This is a genomic window from Rhizobium bangladeshense (assembly GCF_001662075.1).
Classification (GTDB): domain Bacteria; phylum Pseudomonadota; class Alphaproteobacteria; order Rhizobiales; family Rhizobiaceae; genus Rhizobium; species Rhizobium bangladeshense_B.
Genome location: NZ_LYPL01000012.1, coordinates 170500 through 189143 on the forward strand (window position 1 = coordinate 170500; position 18644 = coordinate 189143).

Genomic DNA, 18644 nt, shown 5'->3' on the forward strand with positions numbered 1-18644 from the left:
CACAATCGCGGCGGCCGGCAGCCGTGGCGTCGGCATCAGGCCGACGCCACAAAAGCTATCCTATTCGAAGATGGCGAAGAAGTTTTCGGCCGCAGCGGCTGCGTCATTCGAGCCGCCGCTCCAGAATTCGTCGACGTAGTCGTCGAGAGCGCCGACCTGCTGGGGTGTCAGCACAATCGCCTGGTCCGGCACGATCACGCCCGCAGCCATAAGCTCCGCCCCCTTCTGGGCACAGACGTCGAGCTTCGACTTGTCGACGTCGGTTCGCATCGGCACCGAGCCCTTCTTCAGCGCGAACTCGACCTGCACGGCCGGATCCATGACGACCTCGGCGAGAAGTTTCTGCGCCTTGTCCGTCGCGGCATTGTTGGTCTTCGGGAACCAGAGCGAGTCGGCGATATAGACCATGCCCTTCGATTCCGGCGCGAGCATGCAGCCATAGTCCTTGCCCGGCTCCTTGCCGGCGACAGTGAATTCGCCCTTGGCCCAATCGCCCATGAACTGCACGCCGGCCTTGGCGGTGATCAGCATTGCCGTTGCGTCGTTCCAGTTACGGCCGGCGGAACCGGCATCGACATAACCGCGCAGCTTGCCGAGGATCTCCAGGGTCTTCTTCACCCCCTCGACGGAAGCCTCGCTTTTATCCTTGTCGACATAGATCTTCAGGAAGCCGTCGATCCCGACCTGCGAGAGCAGGATCATGTTGAAGACCTTGGTCTGCTGCCAGGGCTGACCGCCCCAGGCAACCGGAACGACGCCGGCAGCCTTCAGCTTGTCAAGATCGGCGAAGAACGCGTCCCAGCTCTTGGGCTCCTCGGCGATGCCGGCCTTGTCGAAGGCTTCCTTGGAGTAAAAGACCCAGCTTTCGCCATGGGCGCCGGTCGGCGCGAGATAGACCTTGCCGTCATAGGAAATGAGATCGGTGATCGATTTCGGTAGGACGTCGGCCCATTTGCCGGCGGCCGCGACGTCATCGATCGGGCTGAAAAGACCCTGGCCGACGAAATCCGCAGCCGCAAGGCCGATGACGCCTTGTTTGGCGCCAGGCGCGTCGCCGGCGACGATCCGGTTCTGGAATGCCGCATCGGCCGCGCCGAAACCGGCGATGGACGAATCCTTCCAGACGCCGCCGCGCTTTTCGAATTCGCTTCTGATGACATTGAGGGCCGCTGCCTCGCCGCCCGACGTCCAGGACGACATGATCTCGATCGTCGGCTTGTCCTCGGCCTGTGCCGAAGCGCAGAGGCCGGCAACTGCCACGCCGGCAAGAAAAAGTTTCATCATGGTCTTCATAGTTCCACCTCTTGAAAATGCCCTCTTTGCGGGGCGTTCGTCGTCTTCGCAATGATTGTCAGCGATAGATCGGCAGGAGCGCCTGCCGGACTAGCGTAAGCCCGTTGGCGATGTCGCGGACGGGATCCGGCGCGGCATCGAGTTCGAGGATCGCCCAGCCTTCATATGCGCGGTCGCGCAACAGCCGGATCCAGGCTGGCCAGTCGACCCGTCCGAGGCCAAAACCGCAGAAATAGGGGCGGTGGCGATCGTGAATGTGCTTGTCGATCGGGGTGTCGGCGGGCATCGGGCCGATCGCGTCCTTCCAATGGGCGATGATCATCCGCTCGTGATGACGGTCGACGAGCTGGACGGGATCGGAGCCTGCAACGATGATATGGGCCGTGTCCGGGCACATATGCACATAAGCGGAATCGGTCAGAAGCATCATCAGGTCGACGTCGCGCGCGCCGGCAAAAATCGAATGCGCCTCGGTATGCAGCGCCAGCCGCACGTCCCTGGCATAGAGGGTCGCGCCGAGACGGTTCAGAAAGTCGGCAATCGCCTTGGCGCGGTCGAAATCATAAAACTGCACCGGCTGGGCGCCGAGCGTCTGGCGAAGCGGGGCACCGATCACCATGATGTCGCTGCCGCAGGCTTTCAGGAAGTCGGCATAGCGCTCCGCCTTGCCGACCAGCGCGCGCTGGGCCTCGGGGTCGGTGAAATCGCCCGCCGCCTCCAGTTCCGCGAAGAAGCCGCTGCAGAGCGTCAGGCCGCGCTTCGCCAGTTCGGCCGCGAAGGCCTCCATCGAACCATAGGTCTTGATCGCATCCTGCCAGTTGAAGGGCGAGAAGGTCAGCTCGACGCCGGTGACGCCCGAGGCCTGGACGCTGTCGAGGATCTTGTCCCAGAAGACGCGCGGTTCGGCGCGCGCATAGGCGACGATCGCATCATCGCTGTCGACACCCCAGAAGCCTGGATGAAAGAACGTCACGAGATCGACGCCGAAACGCAGCCTGTCGGCAGTAGCCATATTTATCCCATTTCTCAAGGCACGGCTTACCTGTCTGAGGAACAGTAGTTCCCCATCCAATAAGTCGTGATTTTCCAATGCATTATGGCATGGCAATCGTTTGCCATTGAGAGATGATAGCCAAGCTGGTTTTTTTGGCAAGCGATTTTTGGCAAACGTTTGCTATAAGGCGCCGCCTATCTTAGAGTTGCAGATCGAAGCATCCGATGGAAAGAAATAATCGTGAATAAAAACAAGGATGTAATGGGAGAGGAACCATCAGGGGCCTTGATGGCGGACGTCGCGCGGCTCGCTGGCGTTGCCATTTCAACGGTAAGCCGTGCGCTCGCCAACCCCGGGCGGGTCAATGAAAAGACGCGCGCTAAGATCAACGCGGCCGCCAAGCAGCTCGGCTATACGCCCAATGCAATGGCGCGGGGCCTCAGGGTCGGCAAATCCAACATCATCATGATCGTTCTGCCCGGATCGCTCTATTACGGCGTCTCGCAGATCATCCCGCAGGTCCTGCAGAGCATCAACAAATCGCTGATCCAAGGCGGCTACAATCTGATGATCGCCAACCTCGATCGCGACGAAGTTTCCGAGCGGCACATTCTCGATCTTGCCTTCGGCGGCAGCGTGCGCGGCGCGATCATCCTGTCGTCGAAGCTTCCGGAGGTCGACGGCCGCTCGCTGGCAAATTCCGGCCTGCCAATCGTTTCGATGCTGCTCGACATGAGCGATGCGGGCCTGCAGAGCGTCATCACCAACGACCGCGAGGCTGTGCGCGAGGTAACGGCCGAACTGATCCGGCTGGGCCACCGCCGGTTCTTCTATCTTGCAGGACCTGAAGGCAACTATCACGACGTCGAGCGCTATGGCGGCGTGCTCGAGGCGCTGGAGGCGGCCGGCTTACCGAAGGAGTCGGTGCATCGCTCGGGTGGTCGCCTCGATTATCAGCATGGTTTCGATATCGGCGTGCAGGCGGCTGACGATTTCGCAGAGCTGGCCCAGAAACCGACGGCGGTCATCGCCACCAGCGACGACATGGCCATTTCATTCGTCAGCCGCATCAAGCGCGCAGGCCTGAGCATTCCCGATGATCTGTCCGTCGTCTCCTTCGACGGCTCTCCGGTCTGCGAATTCTCCGCGCCGCCGCTCTCGACGATCGAGCAGCCGGTGGAAGAAATGGGGCGCACGGCGGTGGAACTCCTGCTCGACGCCATTGGCCAGAGACAAAACCCGGCTTCCGTGCGAACCGTCATCCGCAGCAAACTCATCCTGCGGGAGAGCATCGCGCCTCCGAAGAGTTGACGATAGCAGAACTGCTTCATGAATTCATTCATGGACAAACAGGGCAAGGAAGCCTAAATTAGCGTCAGGTATTACCCCTGACTAAGGAGTTGCCTCATGGCATCGCCGACCTCGCTCAAGCTCGATGATGAGCTGAAGGGCCGCGTCCAACAATTGGCCGAGGCTCGCCGCCGCTCGTCCCACTGGATCATGCGCGAAGCCATTGCGCAATATGTCGAGCGCGAGGAGAAGCGCGAGACGCTGCGGCAGGAGACGCTTGACGCCTGGAATGAATTTGAAGCGACGGGATTGCACGTCACCGGCGTCGAGGTCGAAAAGTGGCTTTCGACCTGGGGAACTGACGACGAGTTGTCCGCCCCCGAATGCCACAAGTAATCTTCTCCCCGGCCGCAATCCGCGACCTCGAGCGGCTGCGAGAGTTCTTACGCCCGAAAAATCCGTTAGTCGCCAGGCGGGCGGGCGAAACTATTCTCAAAGGCGTCAGCCTCCTCGGCGCACATCCCCATATGGGACGCCTCATCGAAGACTTGCCCGAGCAATATCGGGAATGGCTCATCGATTTCGGAGATAGCGGATACGTCGCGCGTTATCGCGTGGATGGCGACATTTTGACGATCCTCGCCGTGCGGCACCAGAGGGAAGCAGGGTTCTGATCCGGGCTCCGAGGTTCCGTCTGCCGGTCTGGAAATTTGCAAGCGTCTGGTGATATGGCCGCCCATAGGGCGCCGATTGCACTCCATCAAAACTTCGTCTGACCCCATCAGCCGGCGCATCGTGCTACGAATTCACAACACCGGGCGACATGCAGTTCAGGCTTGCGCGCGGTGGAATTTGAAATTCCGAGCACGCCCATGGACCTCTCGAAGATCAAGACGCTGATCGACTTTGTCGGACGATCGAATATTACCGAGCTGACCGTGACGGAAAAGGACGTGACGGTTCGGATTTTCCGCTCGTCGCCGGCAGAGGCAGGCGTTGCCAAGCCCCCACAGAAGCCGGAATCGACGTTTAGCCTTGTCTCTAATGCGCCTTCGAGCGCCGAGAAAACCTCCCATGCGGTTAAGGCGCCCGTCTTTGGCGTCCTGCACCGGGCGCCGGCGCCCGGCGAGCCGCCATTCGTCGCGATCGGCGACGCGGTGGAGGAAGGGCAGACCCTGTTCATCATCGAGGCGATGAAGGTCTTCAATACCATCGCCGCGCCGCGATCAGGGCGGATCACGCACCTGACTGATATCGACAATGGCGAGATCGAGACCGGCGACCTGCTGGCGGAGATCGCCTGATGCCGGAAACATCTGAACAATCCGCTGCTTCAGGGCGCCGTTTCGACACGGTCCTCATCGCCAATCGCGGCGAGATCGCCGCCCGGGTTCAGCGCGCCTGCCGCGAACTCGGCCTCAGGACAGTCGCCGTCTGCTCCGAGGCGGACAGGCAAGCGCCCTATATCAAGACCGCAGACAGTTTTCTCTGCATTGGCCCGTCGGCTGCGGGCAGGAGCTATCTCAATCAGGACGCCATTCTTCTCGCCGCACGCCTGACCGGCGCGTGCGCCATCCATCCCGGTTATGGTTTTCTGTCTGAGAACGCCGCATTCGCCGACGCCGTCGAAAAGGCCGGGCTGACCTTCATCGGGCCGACGGCATCATCGATCGCAACCATGGGCGACAAGATCGCGGCGAAGCGGGCGATGATGGCGGCCGGCGTTCCCTGCGTTCCCGGTACCGATAGCGCACTGCCCGACGACCCGGCCGCCATCGAGCGCATCGCGCTGGAGATCGGCTATCCCGTCATCGTCAAGGCGTCAGGGGGCGGCGGCGGACGCGGCATGCGCGTCGTGGCGAAGGCCGATCAGCTGCATGAAGCGATCGCGCTGACCCGGGAAGAGGCACGCAAGGCCTTTGGCTCGCCTTCGCTCTACATGGAGAAATTCCTAGAGCATCCGCGCCATATCGAGATCCAGGTCATTTGCGACGATTACGGCAATGCCGTGTGGCTGGGGCATCGCGACTGCTCGATGCAGCGCCGCCATCAGAAGGTGGTGGAGGAAGCACCGGCGCCGGGAATCGCGCCCGACATCATCCAGCCGGTCGGAATGGCCTGCGTAGAGGCTTGCCGCCAGATCGGCTATCGCGGCGTCGGCACCTTCGAATTCCTCTATGAGGGCGGCGCTTTCTATTTCATCGAAATGAACACGCGGCTTCAGGTCGAACATCCCGTCACCGAAATGACGAGCGGGGTCGATATTGTCCAGGCGCAGATGAAGGCGGCACAGGGCGAGGTTCTGGATCTCGCCCAGAGCGATGTCACCTGCGAAGGTCACTCTTTCGAATGCCGCATCAACGCCGAGGATCCCGACACTTTCCTGCCCTCGGCAGGCGTCATCACCCGTCTCGCTTTGCCGCAGGGGCCGGGCATCCGGGTCGATACGCATATTCATCCCGGCTACAGGGTCTCGCCCTATTACGACTCGCTGATCGCCAAGCTAATCGTCCATGCACCGACGCGGGCGAAAGCAATGGCCAGAATGTGCGAGGCGCTTGCCGGCACCGAGATCGAGGGCATCGCTACCAATATCCCCTTCCTGCGCGCCCTGTTCGAGGACCACGCATTCGCGCGCGGTGAGACCGATATCCACTATCTCGAGCACTGGCTGAAGCTGCGGAGGACGGCGGCATGAGCGCCATCGACTTCAGCGATCCCGCAACCACTGCATTCCTCACCGAGGCGCTGACGGCCGCCGGCGTGGGGGGCCTCGAAATCTCCCGGCCGGACGGGCAGCTTCGTATCGTCGTTTCAGGGGAGGGCGGCGCGCAAGTAGCCGCACTCCGCGCTCCGGGCTCCCCACCTGTTGACGTGAAGGCGCCGCTGGCGGGGCATTTCTGCGTCGAACATCCGGCCGCCGCCGTCACGCCGCAAACTCTGCCGCGCTCGGTATCCGACGCCGATCTCCTCGGCTTCATCAGGGTAGGGCATGTACTGCTTCCCCTTCGCGCCGGCCGTTCCGGTGTCTTGACTAGGCTGCTCGCCGAGCCCGGCGCCCTGGTCGGCTTCGGTGATCCTCTGTTCGAAATCGAGCTGCCATCATGATTGCCACGACGAACAGACATGCCTCGCAACGCGAAATCGTTCCGGCCACCCAAAGCCGGGCGAAGGTTTCCTCGATCGGCGCCAGATCCTTTCTGCTCGAGGCGCCAGGCGATTTCGATCTCATTGCACAGCGGCGAATCTGGGCCCTGTCCCAGACGGTGAGAGGCTGGGATGACCTTGCCGAAAATATTCCGGGGATGACCAACCTGCTGGTGATCTTCAAGGAGACGCCCGAGGATCCCGATGCGGCGGTCGCCCGGCTGCTGGAAGCGTGGGAGAATGCGCAGAGCATCGATCTCAACGGCAAGACCATCGAGATTCCCGTCCATTACGGCGGCGAACATGCGACCGATCTTCCGGCCCTTTGCGATCTATCAGGCTTAAGCGACCGCGAGGTCGTCCGCATCCATCATGAGGCCACCTATCGTGTCTTCGCCTTGGGCAGCGCGCCGGGTTTCGGCTATCTGCATGGCCTCGATCCACGCATCTACATGCCGCGAAAGACCGTGCCGTCGTTGAAGATGGCGAAGGGCTGCGTGACCATCGGCGGCATGCAGACCGGCGTCGCCATGCTCACGGGCCCCAACGGGTGGAATTCCATCGGCTTCGCGACGCTTGAGATGTTCGACCCGACCGCGCCGACCCCTGCCATGATGGCGCCCGGAGACACGGTGCGGTTTCTGCCGGCAAGGATCGAGCTATGATCGAGATCTTGGAAACCGGGCCCTTCAACACGGTGCAGGATCTGGGGCGCCCCGGCTATCGCGATATCGGCGTGTCAGCGAGCGGCGCGATGGATCCGCTTGCGGTCAGGATCGGTAATATTCTCGTCGGCAATGACGAGAAGGCTGCGGTGATCGAGGTGCAGACCTTCCCGTTCAGCCTGCGTTTCGAGAGCCGCACCGTCTTTGCCGTGACCGGCGCCGACGGCCATCCTCACCTCGACGGATCGGAACTCATTCCTTGGTGCGCCTATACGGCAGAGCCCCGACAGGTTCTCCTGCTGCAGCAGCCCCCGCGGCTGGCCCGCTCCTATATTGCGATTGGAGGCGGGCTGGATATACCTGTTGTCATGGGTTCGCGAAGCACGTCGCTGCGCGGCGGCTTCGGCGGCAATGGCGGCCGGCCTCTGGCGAAGGGCGATCGGATCGCGGTCGGCGAGGATTTGGAGATGGCCATGCTGCCGGCCACGGGCCTCGCCGCCGTCGAGCCGGCCGTGGCGCTGCGCGAGGTCTTTCCGGCGCCCGTCGACGGCGCCTTGCCGATCCGCGCCCTGCCTGCCGGCGAGCATGATCTTTTCGCCGGAGACGGCGAAGCCTTCTGGAGCCAGACCTGGAGGATTTCCTCCCGAAGCGACCGCACAGGCTACCGCCTGTCCGGCGAGCCGATCACGCCGACCGCATCCATCGAGATGCGCTCCCACGGCGTCGTGCCCGGCGTCATCCAGGTTCCGCCCGGCGGCGAACCGATCGTGCAGATGAGCGATGCGAATACGGCCGGCGGCTATCCGAAGATCGCCGGTGTGATCGAATGCGACCTCTGGCGGCTCGGGCAGGCCCGCATCGGCGCCCGCCTGAAATTCGTCCGGTCGACGCATGCGGAAGCGCGCGCAGTCGAGAAGGCCGTCGCCCGCTATGTCGAGGATATCAGGCTGACATCCGGGATGGTCAAGCGCGCCCTGAAGGCGATGGCCTAGGGGAGGCGAAAGGAGGAACTGATGAAGATCGATCTGAATTCCGACATGGGCGAAGGATTTGGTCCCTACCGGCTGTGCGACGACGAAGCGATGATGAAAATCGTCTCCTCGGCCAATATCGCCTGCGGTTTCCACGGTGGCGACCCGGATACGATGGGGCGGATGGTGCGGCTGGCGAAGCAGAACGGCGTCGGCATCGGCGCCCATCCCGGTCTGCCCGACCGGCTGGGCTTCGGCCGGCGCGAAATACCCTTCCAGGCGGACGAGCTTCGCCAGCAGATGCTCTACCAGCTCGGCGCGCTGATGGCGATCGCCAGAAGCGAGCGCGTCGCCGTCTCCCATATCAGCTTTCATGCGGCCATGGGCAATATGGTCAACCGCGATCCTGTCCTCGCCGACCTGATGATGGATGCGATCGCAACCGTCGACCCCAGTCTCGTCGTCTTCGTCACGTCAGGCAGTGAGATCCAGCAGGCGGCGAAACGCGCGCGCCTGAAGACACTGGCGCTTTTCCTTGCGGACCGGGCTTATGACGCCAGCGGCAGGCTTGTCACGCGCGGGCTCCCGGGCGCCGTCATCAAGGACGAAACCGCCGTACGTGCGCGCGTGCGAAAATTCCTCGTCGGCGGCAGCGTCGAGACAATCGATGGCGGCGTGATCGCCATGCCGGCGCGCTCCATCCTCGTCCACAGCGACACGCCGGGCGCCCTCGAGCTTGCCGGCATCGTACGCGGTGAAATCGAAGCCACCGGTGCCACCCTCGCACATGCCGCCGAACTCGCCGACTGACGCAATTCCGATCGCCTGCGGGCGGTCTCTCGTTTCAATCCCTCATCGAAGGATCATGTCGATGTCCGTCATCGCCGACCGTCTGAAAAACGTCTCCATATCCGCATCCGCCGCCATGACCCAGCGCGCCCGGGAATTGGCCGCCAAAGGGGTCAAGGTCGTCAGCCTCTCCTCCGGCGAGCCGGATTTCCCCACCCCGGCGCATGCGATCGAAGCGGCCCATGCGGCTGCACTTGCCGGCGATACGAAATATCCGCCGATGGATGGGACGCCGGCGCTCAAATCCGCCATCATCCGGAAATTCAAACGCGACAACAATCTCGACTACGATGCCAGCCAGATCGTCGTCTCGGGCGGCGGCAAGCAGGTGATCTTCAACGCCATGCTGGCGACCTGCAATCCGGGCGACGAGGTCGTCATTCCAACACCCTCCTGGGTGAGCTATGCCGACATCGTCAAATTCGCCGGCGGCGTGCCGGTCGCCGTCCCGTGCCACGAGCAGACCGGTTTCAAGCTGCGCCCGGAGGATCTGGAGGCGGCGATCACGCCGCGCACGAAATGGCTCTTCCTGAATTTCCCGAACAATCCGACGGGAGCCGCCTGCTCCCGGGCGGAAATGGCCGCCATCGCCGAGGTCATGCTGCGCCATCCCGATGTCTGGATCATGACCGACGATATTTATGAACACCTGGTCTATGACGACTTTCAGTTCTGCACGATCGCGGAGGTCGAGCCGAGACTGTATGACCGCGTCCTGACGATGAACGGCGTCTCCAAGGCTTACGCAATGACCGGCTGGCGCCTCGGTTTTTGCGCCGGCCCGAAAGAGCTGATCTCGGCCGTCAGCAACGTCAACGGCCAGAACGGCGGCGGCATCGCGACGCTGACCCAGGCGGCAGCGACCGCGGCGCTGGACGGGCCCCAGGACCTGCTGAAGGAGCGGGCGGCGATCTACAAGCAAAGACGCGACTTCGTCCTCGACAAATTGTCGGAGGTGGAAGGGCTGCGCTGCCATCGGCCCGAGGGCGCCTTCTATATCTATCCCAACATATCGGGGCTGATCGGCAGGACCAGCAAGGGCGGGCGCAAGATCGAGAGCGACGTCGATTTTGTCATGGCGCTGGTGGAGGAGCATCATGTCGCGACTGTGCAAGGTGCGGCTTACGGAATGAGTCCCTTCTTTCGCATTTCCTACGCAACAAGCATGGAAAAACTCGGCGAGGGCTGCGCGCGGATCGCCCAGTTCTGCAAGGACATGCGCTGACCGCTGTTAACCCTTCAGCCGCGCCGTCAACTCGAGAAGGATATCTCGGACGGCAATGGCCGGTTCCGACAGGGGATTCTGATCGGAAACGCAAAGCGACAGAGTTTCTTCGATCCGCGGCGAGACGAGCCGGCAGATCAGCGGCTCGCTCGATTCCGAGACAATGCGATCGGCAATCGCCTTCGGCATGATCGTCGCGCCGAGGCCGCTGCCGACCGCGCGGGCGAGGGTGCGCACGATCTCGACTTCCGCCACGACCTTCAAATTGGTGCGGGTGCGGGTGAAGGCGGTATCGACCGCGCGGCGGACGAAATTATAGGACGGCGGCAGGAGCAGCGGTATGCCGTCGAGAGCGTTGACCGCAACAGGTTTCGTATCCGCTTCGATGGCAAAATCGCGATGGGCGACCAGGAAAAACTCTTCGCTGAGGATCGGTTCGAAGCGCACGCCCTTGATCGGCCCGGTTCCATGCAGAAGCGCCATCTCCAGCCGGCCGTTCATGATCATCTGGCTATAGGTTTGGCCGACGCTTTCGGTCAGATGCAGCAGGATGCCGGGATGCCGTTTGCGGGTCTCCGCCAAAAGGTCAACCGAGAGCGTCGCCGCGCTGCTGAACGGCACGAGGCCGACGGAGACGCGCCCGGCAAGCGAATTTCCGGCGGCGGAAGCATCGGCCTGCGCCTGCTCCATCTGCCGAAGGATGATCTGCGCATGGCGATATACCGCATGGCCGGCATCCGTCATGCTGACGCCCTGCTGGCTGCGGATCAGTAGCTTGTGGCCGAAATGCTCCTCAAGTGCTGCGAGCTGCTGGCTGAGCGCCGGCTGGGCGATGTGCAAAAGATCCGCCGCTCGTGTGATGCTGCCGCTGTCGACGATCACGATGAAGGATTTGAGGCGTCTGATGTCCATGGGGATCGGGGTACCATTCTGATCTGCGGATCATGTTTGCAGAGGCGCATTGCTTTTGCAACGCGACGGGATCCGAGGCAAGGCCGAGAGAGAGTATCGGCATCGCCGCATTCTCTTCTTCGGCAGACCGCACGTGCTCCATAACCGTTGCTTATTGCTCCAGAGATAATCGGTCTTAGGCAAGGGGTTAAAGCTTCGCTACTGTCTTAATCAACCACAAGGGAACGACAATGCCATTCTCCGATTACAAGACCGCACTGGTGACCGGCGCATCCTCCGGGATCGGCGCAGCCGTGGTTGAGCGGCTTCGCCGGGAGAACATCGAGGTCCATGCCGTTGCCCGCAGTGCCCAGACGCTGCAGCAGCTGGCCGAGCGCACGGGCTGTATCGCCCATGCCATCGATGTGACCGACCGCCAGGCAATGGCCGAGCTCGCCGGTCGAGTGGAGTTTGACATTCTCGTCAACAATGCCGGCGTCGACCGGCCGAAGAAGTTCCTTGAAGCCGAAGAGGGCGATATCGACCTCATCGTCGACGTCAATCTCAGGGCGGTTCTGCACCTCTGCCGCCTCCTCGTGCCGGGCATGGTGGCGCGGGACCGCGGCCACATCATCAACATCTCGTCGATCGCCGGCGCCTATAATTTCGGCGGCAACTCCTCCTATCACGCCACCAAGGCCGGCGTGAGCATGCTGTCCAACCAGCTGCGCATCGATGCTTTCGGCAAGCGGGTGCGGGTAACCGAAATCTGCCCCGGCCGGGTCGCCACCGACATTTTCAATCACGTCCACGGCAACGATCCGAGCATTCGGGAACGGTTTATCGACGGTTTCGAACTGCCGCAGGCCACCGATATCGCCGATGCGATCGCCTTCGCCATAGCAGCTCCGGTCGCCGTCAACATCGGACATATGGAGATCACGCCGACGCTGCAGGTCATGGGCGGCCTGCAGACCGCAAAACCGCAGTCGAAGCCGGATCCATCCACGGAGCCAAAACCGTGAGCGGTTTCGACCTTTCGGCAATCCTCGGAAATCCGGACTATGCCGCCATGCTGCTGCATGGCATCGAGATGACCTTCATCATCTATGCCGGGTCCTGGTCGCTGGCGATGGCGCTCGCCCTGCTGCTGCTCGGCGTACGCCTTTCGCCCTTTCGCTTCGGCGATCCGTTGGTCGCCGCTTACGTATCCTACCACCGCAACGTCCCCACCCTGGTGCAGCTGATGCTGTGGTATTTCGGGATCTTCACCCTGATGCCGAACGGGGTGGCGACTTGGCTAGCAAGCCATAATGCGGAAGCGATTTTCGCGGTGATCGGGCTCGGGCTCTGCCAGGCAGCCTATTTCAGCGAGGATCTTCGTTCGGGCGTACGCTCGGTCAGTGACGGCCAGATGCAGGCGGCGCGTGCGCTCGGCCATGGCTACGTCTCGGCGATGCGTTTCGTCATTATGCCGCAGGGCGTACGCAACGCGCTGCCGCCGCTCATCAATCACAGCGTTTCCCTGTTCAAAAACAGCAGTCTTGCCGTCGTCATCGGCGCGTCGGAACTGACGCATGCCGTCAAGGAAATTGAAAATCTCAGCTTCCGGACCTTCGAGATCTACCTGGTCGGCACGGTTCTCTATCTCTTCTTCTCGCTCGTGATCATGAGCATCGGCGCCTATCTGTCGATGCGCGCCGATCCTGCCCGGAGTGCGCGCGGATGATCCAGGACATGATCGCCATCGTCCGCGACTACTGGCTGCTGCTCCTGATCGGCCAATATCCGAACGGACCGCTCGGCGGGCTCGCCAATACGCTGATCCTTTCGGCGCTCAGCATCGCCCTCGCTTTTCCGGTGAGCATCCTGTTCGCAATGGCGCGGCTCTCCAAATCGCCGCTGCTGCGCTGGCCGGTCACCGCACTTGTCTATTTCACCCGCGGCGTGCCGCTCCTGATGCTCATCCTGTGGAGCTATTTCCTGGTTCCGCTCCTGACAGGCGCCGACGTGCCGAGCTTCGTCACCATGCTGACGACGCTCGTCGTCTATCAGAGCGCGTTCCTCAGCGAAGTCGTCCGCGCCGGCATCGTCGCGCTCGGGCCGGGCCAGATGGATGCCGCGCGTGCGCTTGGCCACGGCCATATCGGCGCGATGCGTTACATCATCCTGCCGCAGGCGCTCTACAATATGATCCCGAGCATCATTTCCACCTTCGTCTCGACGATCAAGGATACGACGCTCGGCTACGTGATCAACGTGCCGGACCTGACCTTCGCGGCAAGCCAGGTCAACAACCAGCTTCTGACGCAGCCCTTCCAGGTCTTCCTCATCCTGGCGATCGTCTACTTCATCATCTGCTGGACGCTCACCTACTTCGCAAATCGCCTCGAGCGGCGCATCACGTGGCGGCGTGCGGGACTTCTCAACGTTCCGACTGCGTCCCTGGTCACGCCGGCGAAAATCGTATCGGAGCAGCTATGATCATGTCAGTTTCCGCGCCGGAATCGCAGACGATCCGGCTTTCGCAGGTCTGCAAGAGCTATGGCGATTATCCGGTTCTAAAGAACATCGATGCGCAGGTGGCGCGCGGCGAGGTTGTGGTCATCTGCGGACCTTCCGGCTCCGGAAAATCGACGCTGATCCGGACGATCAATCGCCTGGAAGAGATCAACAGCGGATCGATCACGCTCGACGGACAAAATATCCACGCATCGATGCGGGCGAAGGAGCTCAACTCAATGCGCAGCCGGATCGGCTTCGTATTCCAGAACTTCAACCTCTTTCCGCATCTTTCGGTGGCTGAAAACGTGTCGATGTCGCCGATCCGGGTGAAAGGCGTGGCACCCGATGTCGCGCATGAAAAGGCGCTCAAGCTCCTTGATCGGGTCGGCCTCGCCGACAAAGCGCGGGCCTATCCCGGCCAGCTCTCGGGCGGCCAGCAGCAGCGGGTGGCGATCGCCCGCGCTCTTGCGATGGAACCGCCAGTGATGCTGTTCGACGAACCGACGAGCGCGCTCGATCCAGAAATGGTGGGCGAGGTGCTCGCCGTCATGAAGAGCCTGGCGTCCGAAGGCATGACCATGCTCTGCGTCACCCACGAAATGGGTTTCGCGCGCGACGTCGCGGATCGGATCTGGTTCATCGATGCCGGCCAGATCATCGAAAAGGCGACCCCCGAAGAATTCTTCAGCAATCCACGCCATCCCCGGGCTCAGCGTTTCCTCGCCGATCTCAGGCATTGAAAACCAAGCACCAAAAACAATGGAGAACAGCAATGAACTGGAAATACCTGACCCTCACCGCCGCATTTGCCGGCCTGGCAGCTGCCGCACCGGCGAAAGCCGATCAGCTCGACACCATCATGTCGGCCAAAACCCTGCGCTGCGCGACTTTCGCCGACGTTCCTCCCTTCGCTTCGCCCGATCCGAAGACCCGCGAAATGGCCGGTTTCGACGTCGATCTCTGCGGCGCCATCGCCAAGGAATTGGGCGTCAAGGCTGAAATCAAGCCGGTTTCGGTCGAGGCGCGCGTGCCCGAGGTCAAGCTCGGCCGCGTCGACATCACCGTTGCCAACCTTGCCTATACACTAAGCCGCGCCGAGCAGATCCAGTTCAGCGATCCCTATTATCTCGCCAAGGAAATGCTGATCGTGCCGGCCGATGATGCCGGCAAGACGAAGGCCGATTACGCCGGCCAGCGCATCGCTTCGACCAAGGGTTCGACCTCGGAAATGTCGATCAAGCTCAACAAATCCGACCCGCTGACGTTCCAGGACACCGCTTCTGCCTATCTCGCCGTCCAGCAGGGCAAGGCCCGCGGCATGGTCGCCAACACCATGACGACGACCAAGTTCGTCAATGAATCGAAGAGCAAGGGCAAGGAAATGCGGATGATCGAAGAGCCGATGCTCTACCAGCCGATCGGCATCGGCATGGCCAAGGATCAGCCGGCGCTGACAGCGAAGATCAACGAGATCCTGCACAAGCTCGACGCATCAGGCGAGATCAACAAGATCTGGGATAAGTGGCTCGGCCCGAACACCGAATACAAAATGACCCGCACAGACAAAGTCGTGCCGCTCACCGAGCTGAAGTTCGACCCGATCCCGTAGACCGAGCGGTCTCGGAACCTCCTGAGGACAATGCAACCGAGATAAGACGGCGGGACTTGCCGCCGTCTGCCAACGATGTGAGGCATCCATGATCCATATAAAAGATATCCCCGAACGGCCCGGCAAAGCTGACATCGAGGCCGTTTCCAAATTTTCGCCGGCGACCATCCACGAAGCGCAAGGCCGCCGCGGCGCGCTTTCCTCCCGCCTCAAGCCCGTCGACTACCGAATGAAACTCTGCGGTCCGGCCTTTACGGTCAAATGCGCGCCGCGCGACAACATCATGCTGCAACTCGCCATCAACTATGCAAAGCCGGGCGACATCATCGTCGTATCGGCGGGCGAATACGAAGAGGCCGGCTCCTTCGGCGACGTGCTTGCCAATGCCTGCCTTGCCAAGGGCATCGGTGGTCTGGTGACCGACACCGGCGTGCGCGACACGCTGCAGCTGCGGGAACTCGATTTCCCGGTCTTCTCGCTCAGCGTCTGCATCAAGGGCACGGTGAAGGAAACCATCGCCGCGGTAAACGACCCGATCATCGTCGGCGGCGAAACCATCAATCCCGGCGACATCATCGTCGGAGATGCCGACGGTCTGGTGGTCGTGCGCAGGCAGGAAGCCCAGGAAGCCGCCCGACTGTCGCAGGCGCGCGAAGATGCCGAAGCCGGCTATATCGCCGCCTACAAGCAGGGCAAGTCGGTCATCGAGGTCAGCAATCTAGCGCCGGTGCTGAAAGCCAAGGGCCTTGTCGTCGACATTTGAGTTACTCCCCGATGCCTGGGCGCGCAGCAACGCCACCTTGGTGTCGACTGACGGATCGTTCTTGCCAATCTCCCTGTGAAGGCTTTTCCGCGAAGCCGGATCGATGAACGCGCAACCTTGGCGGAACGCTGGGACAGACGGCGGCGATACCGGCCTGCCATGGCCGGCGCTGACAGATCAGCCTGGACACTATTATGGACAGATGTTCTATAAGCTGGACAGATTTGACCGGAGCGGGCCATGCATCTTTCCATGTGGACTTACCCCTGGGATATCCAGGACCAGGGGCTCGATGCGATTGCCGCCGAGTTTCGCAACCGCGCCGGCCTCAACACGATCAGCATGGCGACCTCCTATCATGCAGGCCGCTTCCTCCAGCCGCGCAGCCCGCGGCAGAAGGCCTATTTTCCCGAGGACGGCACGGTCTACTTCCGGCCGGACGAAAGCCTGTGGCAGGACAAGCTGATCCGGCCGCTGATGGCGGGGAATGTCACCGAGCGCGGCGACATGCTGGAGGCGCTGACCAGGGGACGCGACGTGACGGGTCTCAAGGCCTCCTGCTGGACGGTCTGCCTCCACAATAGCCGTCTCGGCATGCTGCATCCCGACCACGTGACGCGCAACGCCTTCGGCAATCCCAACTATTACAATCTCTGCCCCTCCAGCCCGGCGGCGCGCGCCTATGCTGTCACCCTTGTGCGCGACATCACCGTGAATTACCGGCCGGATATGGTCGAACTCGAAAGCCCGAACTTCATGGGCTTCGCGCATGAATACCATCATGAGAAGGACGGCGTCGGCCTGAATGCCGAAGACGATTTCCTGCTGTCGCTCTGCTTCTGCGACCATTGCACGGCGCGCGCGGCAAGGGCCGGTGTACCGGCCGAAGGCGCGCGCCGAACGGTTGTGCGTTTCATCGCCGAACTCTGCGAGCGCGACGTCCCGGAACGGCAGTTCCCGGATTTTCCGGCAGCCGGCATCGATGCCTTCCGCGACCACCTCGATCTGCATGCCTATCTCTCATGGCGCAGCGAACCGGTGACCAGCCTGATCGGCGAGATCAAGGCGGCGGCCGATCCGGCGAGCCGGATCGTGCTGATCGACCTGAAGGACGGCTGGCTCGGCGGCGTCGATCTCTCAGCTGTCGGCGAGCTCTGCGACGGGGCGATCCTCTGCTGCTACGACATGGAACCGAATGCGATCGGCGATGTCATCCGCGCCGGCAGGGCGACGATCGGGCCGGAGAAATTCCTCGGCGTCGGCCTGCGCGTCTTCTATCCAGAGGTCGGTGAAGCTGCGGTCCTGGCGGCACGCGCCAAGGCGGCCGTCGATGCCGGCGCCGACGGCGTGAACTTCTACAATTACGGCCTCATCCCGGCAAAGCGCCTCGACTGGGTCAGGGCGGCGGTCGACGGGCTTCTCTAAGCGGCAATCGGTTCGGCGACCTGAATCAGGCAGTCACCGGCCTGGCTGTCGCAATGCAGCCGGTGGGAAATGACGATGCCGCCCTCGGCAAAACGCAGCTCCTCCTCTGGTTGCTCCAGACGTTCCAGATCGTGATACCATCCGGCGAGGTCGCCGGCCGAAACGGTGGCGCCAAGGGCTGCAGCCGGCTCGAACCAGCCGCTGCGATCGGCATAGATACCCTGGCTGTGCCGGGAGAGCGACAGGAGCTGCAGCGGCCCAGGCTCAGCAAGCGGTGCGCGGGAGAGGACAGGACGCCCGATAATACCGAGCGTTACGAGCAGTCGGTCGATCGCTGCCGCCGTGAAAGCCATCGTCGCGGGCGTCACGGTTCCGCCGCCGCCGAACTCGCCGGAAAGACCGATGATGCCGGTCCTTGCCGCAGCCCCCATCGATGTCGGCGCCGCCGGCCCGTTGTCGGCGATGAAGGCATGCGATGCACCGATCGCCCGCATCAGCGAGACCGACCGCTCGAAGCGGGTGGCGTCGGCCTGCCGCTCGACCAGCGTGCAAGGCAGGTGCGCCATCGACGTGCCGCCCGAATGCAGGTCGAAGACGACGTGGTGGCGCGGGAAGAGTTCGTGTTCAAGGAAATGCGCCAGGCGCACCGTCGGCGGTCCCATGGGATCGCCGGGAAAGGCCCGATTGAGGTTGCCGCCATCGAAGGGCGAGCAGCGTTTGGCCGCCATCACCGCCGGCAGGTTCGCAATCGGCAAAATGGTGACGGCGCCACTTATGTCAGCAACGTCAAGCAGGCGCATCAGCCGGCCGAGCTGCAGTTCGCCCTCATATTCGTCGCCGTGGTTGCCGGCCATCAGCAGCAAAGACGGCCCCTCGCCATTTTTGAGGCGAAGGATCGGAATGCGGATTTGATAGTAGGGCGAACGGTCGATCGAATAGGGAATGGCGAGATGACCGGCCTGGCTACCCTCGCGCGAAAAGTCGATCGGATTGACGAGACCGCTGTGCATGATGTCT

The 18644-nt window shown here is 62.3% G+C and carries 21 protein-coding genes; 17 read left to right on the forward strand and 4 right to left on the reverse strand.

What is annotated here, in order from left to right; all coding sequences use genetic code 11:
* Positions 1-60 precede the first annotated feature (60 nt).
* Complete coding sequence (locus A7X77_RS22695; RefSeq protein ID WP_064685086.1) at positions 61-1293, reverse strand: ABC transporter substrate-binding protein; 1233 nt, start codon at positions 1291-1293, stop codon at positions 61-63.
* Positions 1294-1351: 58 nt separating this feature from the next.
* Entirely contained in the window at positions 1352-2305 is a 954-nt protein-coding gene (locus A7X77_RS22700) for a sugar phosphate isomerase/epimerase family protein (RefSeq protein ID WP_064685087.1), read from the reverse strand.
* Between the two features lie 222 nt (positions 2306-2527).
* Here A7X77_RS22700 and A7X77_RS22705 point away from each other — a divergent pair, with 222 nt between their 5' ends.
* The 10 genes from A7X77_RS22705 to A7X77_RS22750 all read left to right on the forward strand — a co-directional run bounded on the left by A7X77_RS22705 (position 2528) and on the right by A7X77_RS22750 (position 10434).
* Complete coding sequence (locus tag A7X77_RS22705) at positions 2528-3598, forward strand: LacI family DNA-binding transcriptional regulator (protein WP_064685088.1); 1071 nt, start codon at positions 2528-2530, stop codon at positions 3596-3598.
* Positions 3599-3694: 96 nt separating this feature from the next.
* Positions 3695-3973, forward strand: coding sequence for a CopG family ribbon-helix-helix protein (locus A7X77_RS22710; RefSeq protein ID WP_064685089.1), 279 nt, complete (start codon positions 3695-3697; stop codon positions 3971-3973).
* Positions 3961-4251 (forward strand): type II toxin-antitoxin system RelE/ParE family toxin, encoded by a 291-nt coding sequence (locus tag A7X77_RS22715; RefSeq protein WP_064685090.1) that lies wholly within the window; start codon positions 3961-3963, stop codon positions 4249-4251. Before A7X77_RS22710 ends, A7X77_RS22715 begins: the two co-directional genes overlap by 13 nt.
* Before the next feature lie 198 nt (positions 4252-4449).
* A complete protein-coding gene (locus A7X77_RS22720) occupies positions 4450-4881 on the forward strand; it encodes an acetyl-CoA carboxylase biotin carboxyl carrier protein (protein ID WP_064685091.1) in 432 nt (143 codons plus the stop codon).
* A complete protein-coding gene (gene accC, locus A7X77_RS22725; RefSeq protein WP_064685092.1) occupies positions 4881-6275 on the forward strand; it encodes an acetyl-CoA carboxylase biotin carboxylase subunit in 1395 nt (464 codons plus the stop codon). Before A7X77_RS22720 ends, accC begins: the two co-directional genes overlap by 1 nt.
* Positions 6272-6685: an acetyl-CoA carboxylase biotin carboxyl carrier protein gene (locus A7X77_RS22730; RefSeq protein ID WP_064685093.1), complete on the forward strand. Its 414-nt coding sequence runs from the start codon at positions 6272-6274 to the stop codon at positions 6683-6685. The genes accC and A7X77_RS22730 overlap by 4 nt, the downstream gene beginning before the upstream one ends.
* Entirely contained in the window at positions 6682-7389 is a 708-nt protein-coding gene (gene pxpB, locus A7X77_RS22735) for a 5-oxoprolinase subunit PxpB (protein WP_064685094.1), read from the forward strand. The genes A7X77_RS22730 and pxpB overlap by 4 nt, the downstream gene beginning before the upstream one ends.
* Entirely contained in the window at positions 7386-8381 is a 996-nt protein-coding gene (locus tag A7X77_RS22740; RefSeq protein ID WP_064685095.1) for a biotin-dependent carboxyltransferase family protein, read from the forward strand. Before pxpB ends, A7X77_RS22740 begins: the two co-directional genes overlap by 4 nt.
* A 21-nt stretch (positions 8382-8402) precedes the next feature.
* A complete protein-coding gene (locus A7X77_RS22745; protein WP_064685096.1) occupies positions 8403-9170 on the forward strand; it encodes a 5-oxoprolinase subunit PxpA in 768 nt (255 codons plus the stop codon).
* 61 nt (positions 9171-9231) lie between these two features.
* Positions 9232-10434 carry a pyridoxal phosphate-dependent aminotransferase gene (locus A7X77_RS22750; protein WP_064685155.1) on the forward strand — a complete coding sequence of 401 codons (1203 nt, stop codon included), beginning with the start codon at positions 9232-9234 and terminating at the stop codon, positions 10432-10434.
* 6 nt (positions 10435-10440) lie between these two features.
* Here the strand turns inward: A7X77_RS22750 and nac are convergent, their stop codons facing one another.
* Positions 10441-11346, reverse strand: coding sequence for a nitrogen assimilation transcriptional regulator NAC (gene nac / locus A7X77_RS22755; protein ID WP_064685097.1), 906 nt, complete (start codon positions 11344-11346; stop codon positions 10441-10443).
* Positions 11347-11576: 230 nt separating this feature from the next.
* On the opposite strand from nac, the gene A7X77_RS22760 reads away from it, so the two are divergent.
* The 7 genes from A7X77_RS22760 (at position 11577) to A7X77_RS22790 (ending at position 17627) form a co-directional block, all read left to right on the forward strand.
* Complete coding sequence (locus tag A7X77_RS22760; protein WP_064685098.1) at positions 11577-12350, forward strand: SDR family oxidoreductase; 774 nt, start codon at positions 11577-11579, stop codon at positions 12348-12350.
* Positions 12347-13054 (forward strand): amino acid ABC transporter permease, encoded by a 708-nt coding sequence (locus A7X77_RS22765; RefSeq protein WP_064685099.1) that lies wholly within the window; start codon positions 12347-12349, stop codon positions 13052-13054. The genes A7X77_RS22760 and A7X77_RS22765 overlap by 4 nt, the downstream gene beginning before the upstream one ends.
* Entirely contained in the window at positions 13051-13809 is a 759-nt protein-coding gene (locus A7X77_RS22770; RefSeq protein ID WP_064685100.1) for an amino acid ABC transporter permease, read from the forward strand. The genes A7X77_RS22765 and A7X77_RS22770 overlap by 4 nt, the downstream gene beginning before the upstream one ends.
* A complete protein-coding gene (locus A7X77_RS22775) occupies positions 13806-14570 on the forward strand; it encodes an amino acid ABC transporter ATP-binding protein (protein WP_064685101.1) in 765 nt (254 codons plus the stop codon). Before A7X77_RS22770 ends, A7X77_RS22775 begins: the two co-directional genes overlap by 4 nt.
* 32 nt (positions 14571-14602) lie before the next feature.
* The gene (locus A7X77_RS22780) at positions 14603-15439 is read left to right on the forward strand and encodes an ABC transporter substrate-binding protein (RefSeq protein WP_064685102.1); all 837 of its coding nucleotides are present in this window, start codon (positions 14603-14605) and stop codon (positions 15437-15439) included.
* Positions 15440-15527: 88 nt separating this feature from the next.
* A complete protein-coding gene (locus A7X77_RS22785) occupies positions 15528-16202 on the forward strand; it encodes a 4-carboxy-4-hydroxy-2-oxoadipate aldolase/oxaloacetate decarboxylase (protein WP_064685103.1) in 675 nt (224 codons plus the stop codon).
* A 240-nt stretch (positions 16203-16442) separates the two neighbouring features.
* Positions 16443-17627, forward strand: coding sequence for a hypothetical protein (locus A7X77_RS22790; protein ID WP_064685104.1), 1185 nt, complete (start codon positions 16443-16445; stop codon positions 17625-17627).
* Here the strand turns inward: A7X77_RS22790 and A7X77_RS22795 are convergent.
* Positions 17624-18637, reverse strand: a complete 1014-nt coding sequence (locus tag A7X77_RS22795; protein ID WP_064685105.1) for a succinylglutamate desuccinylase/aspartoacylase family protein — start codon at positions 18635-18637, stop codon at positions 17624-17626. The genes A7X77_RS22790 and A7X77_RS22795 overlap by 4 nt on opposite strands.
* Between the last annotated feature and the right edge of the window lie 7 nt (positions 18638-18644).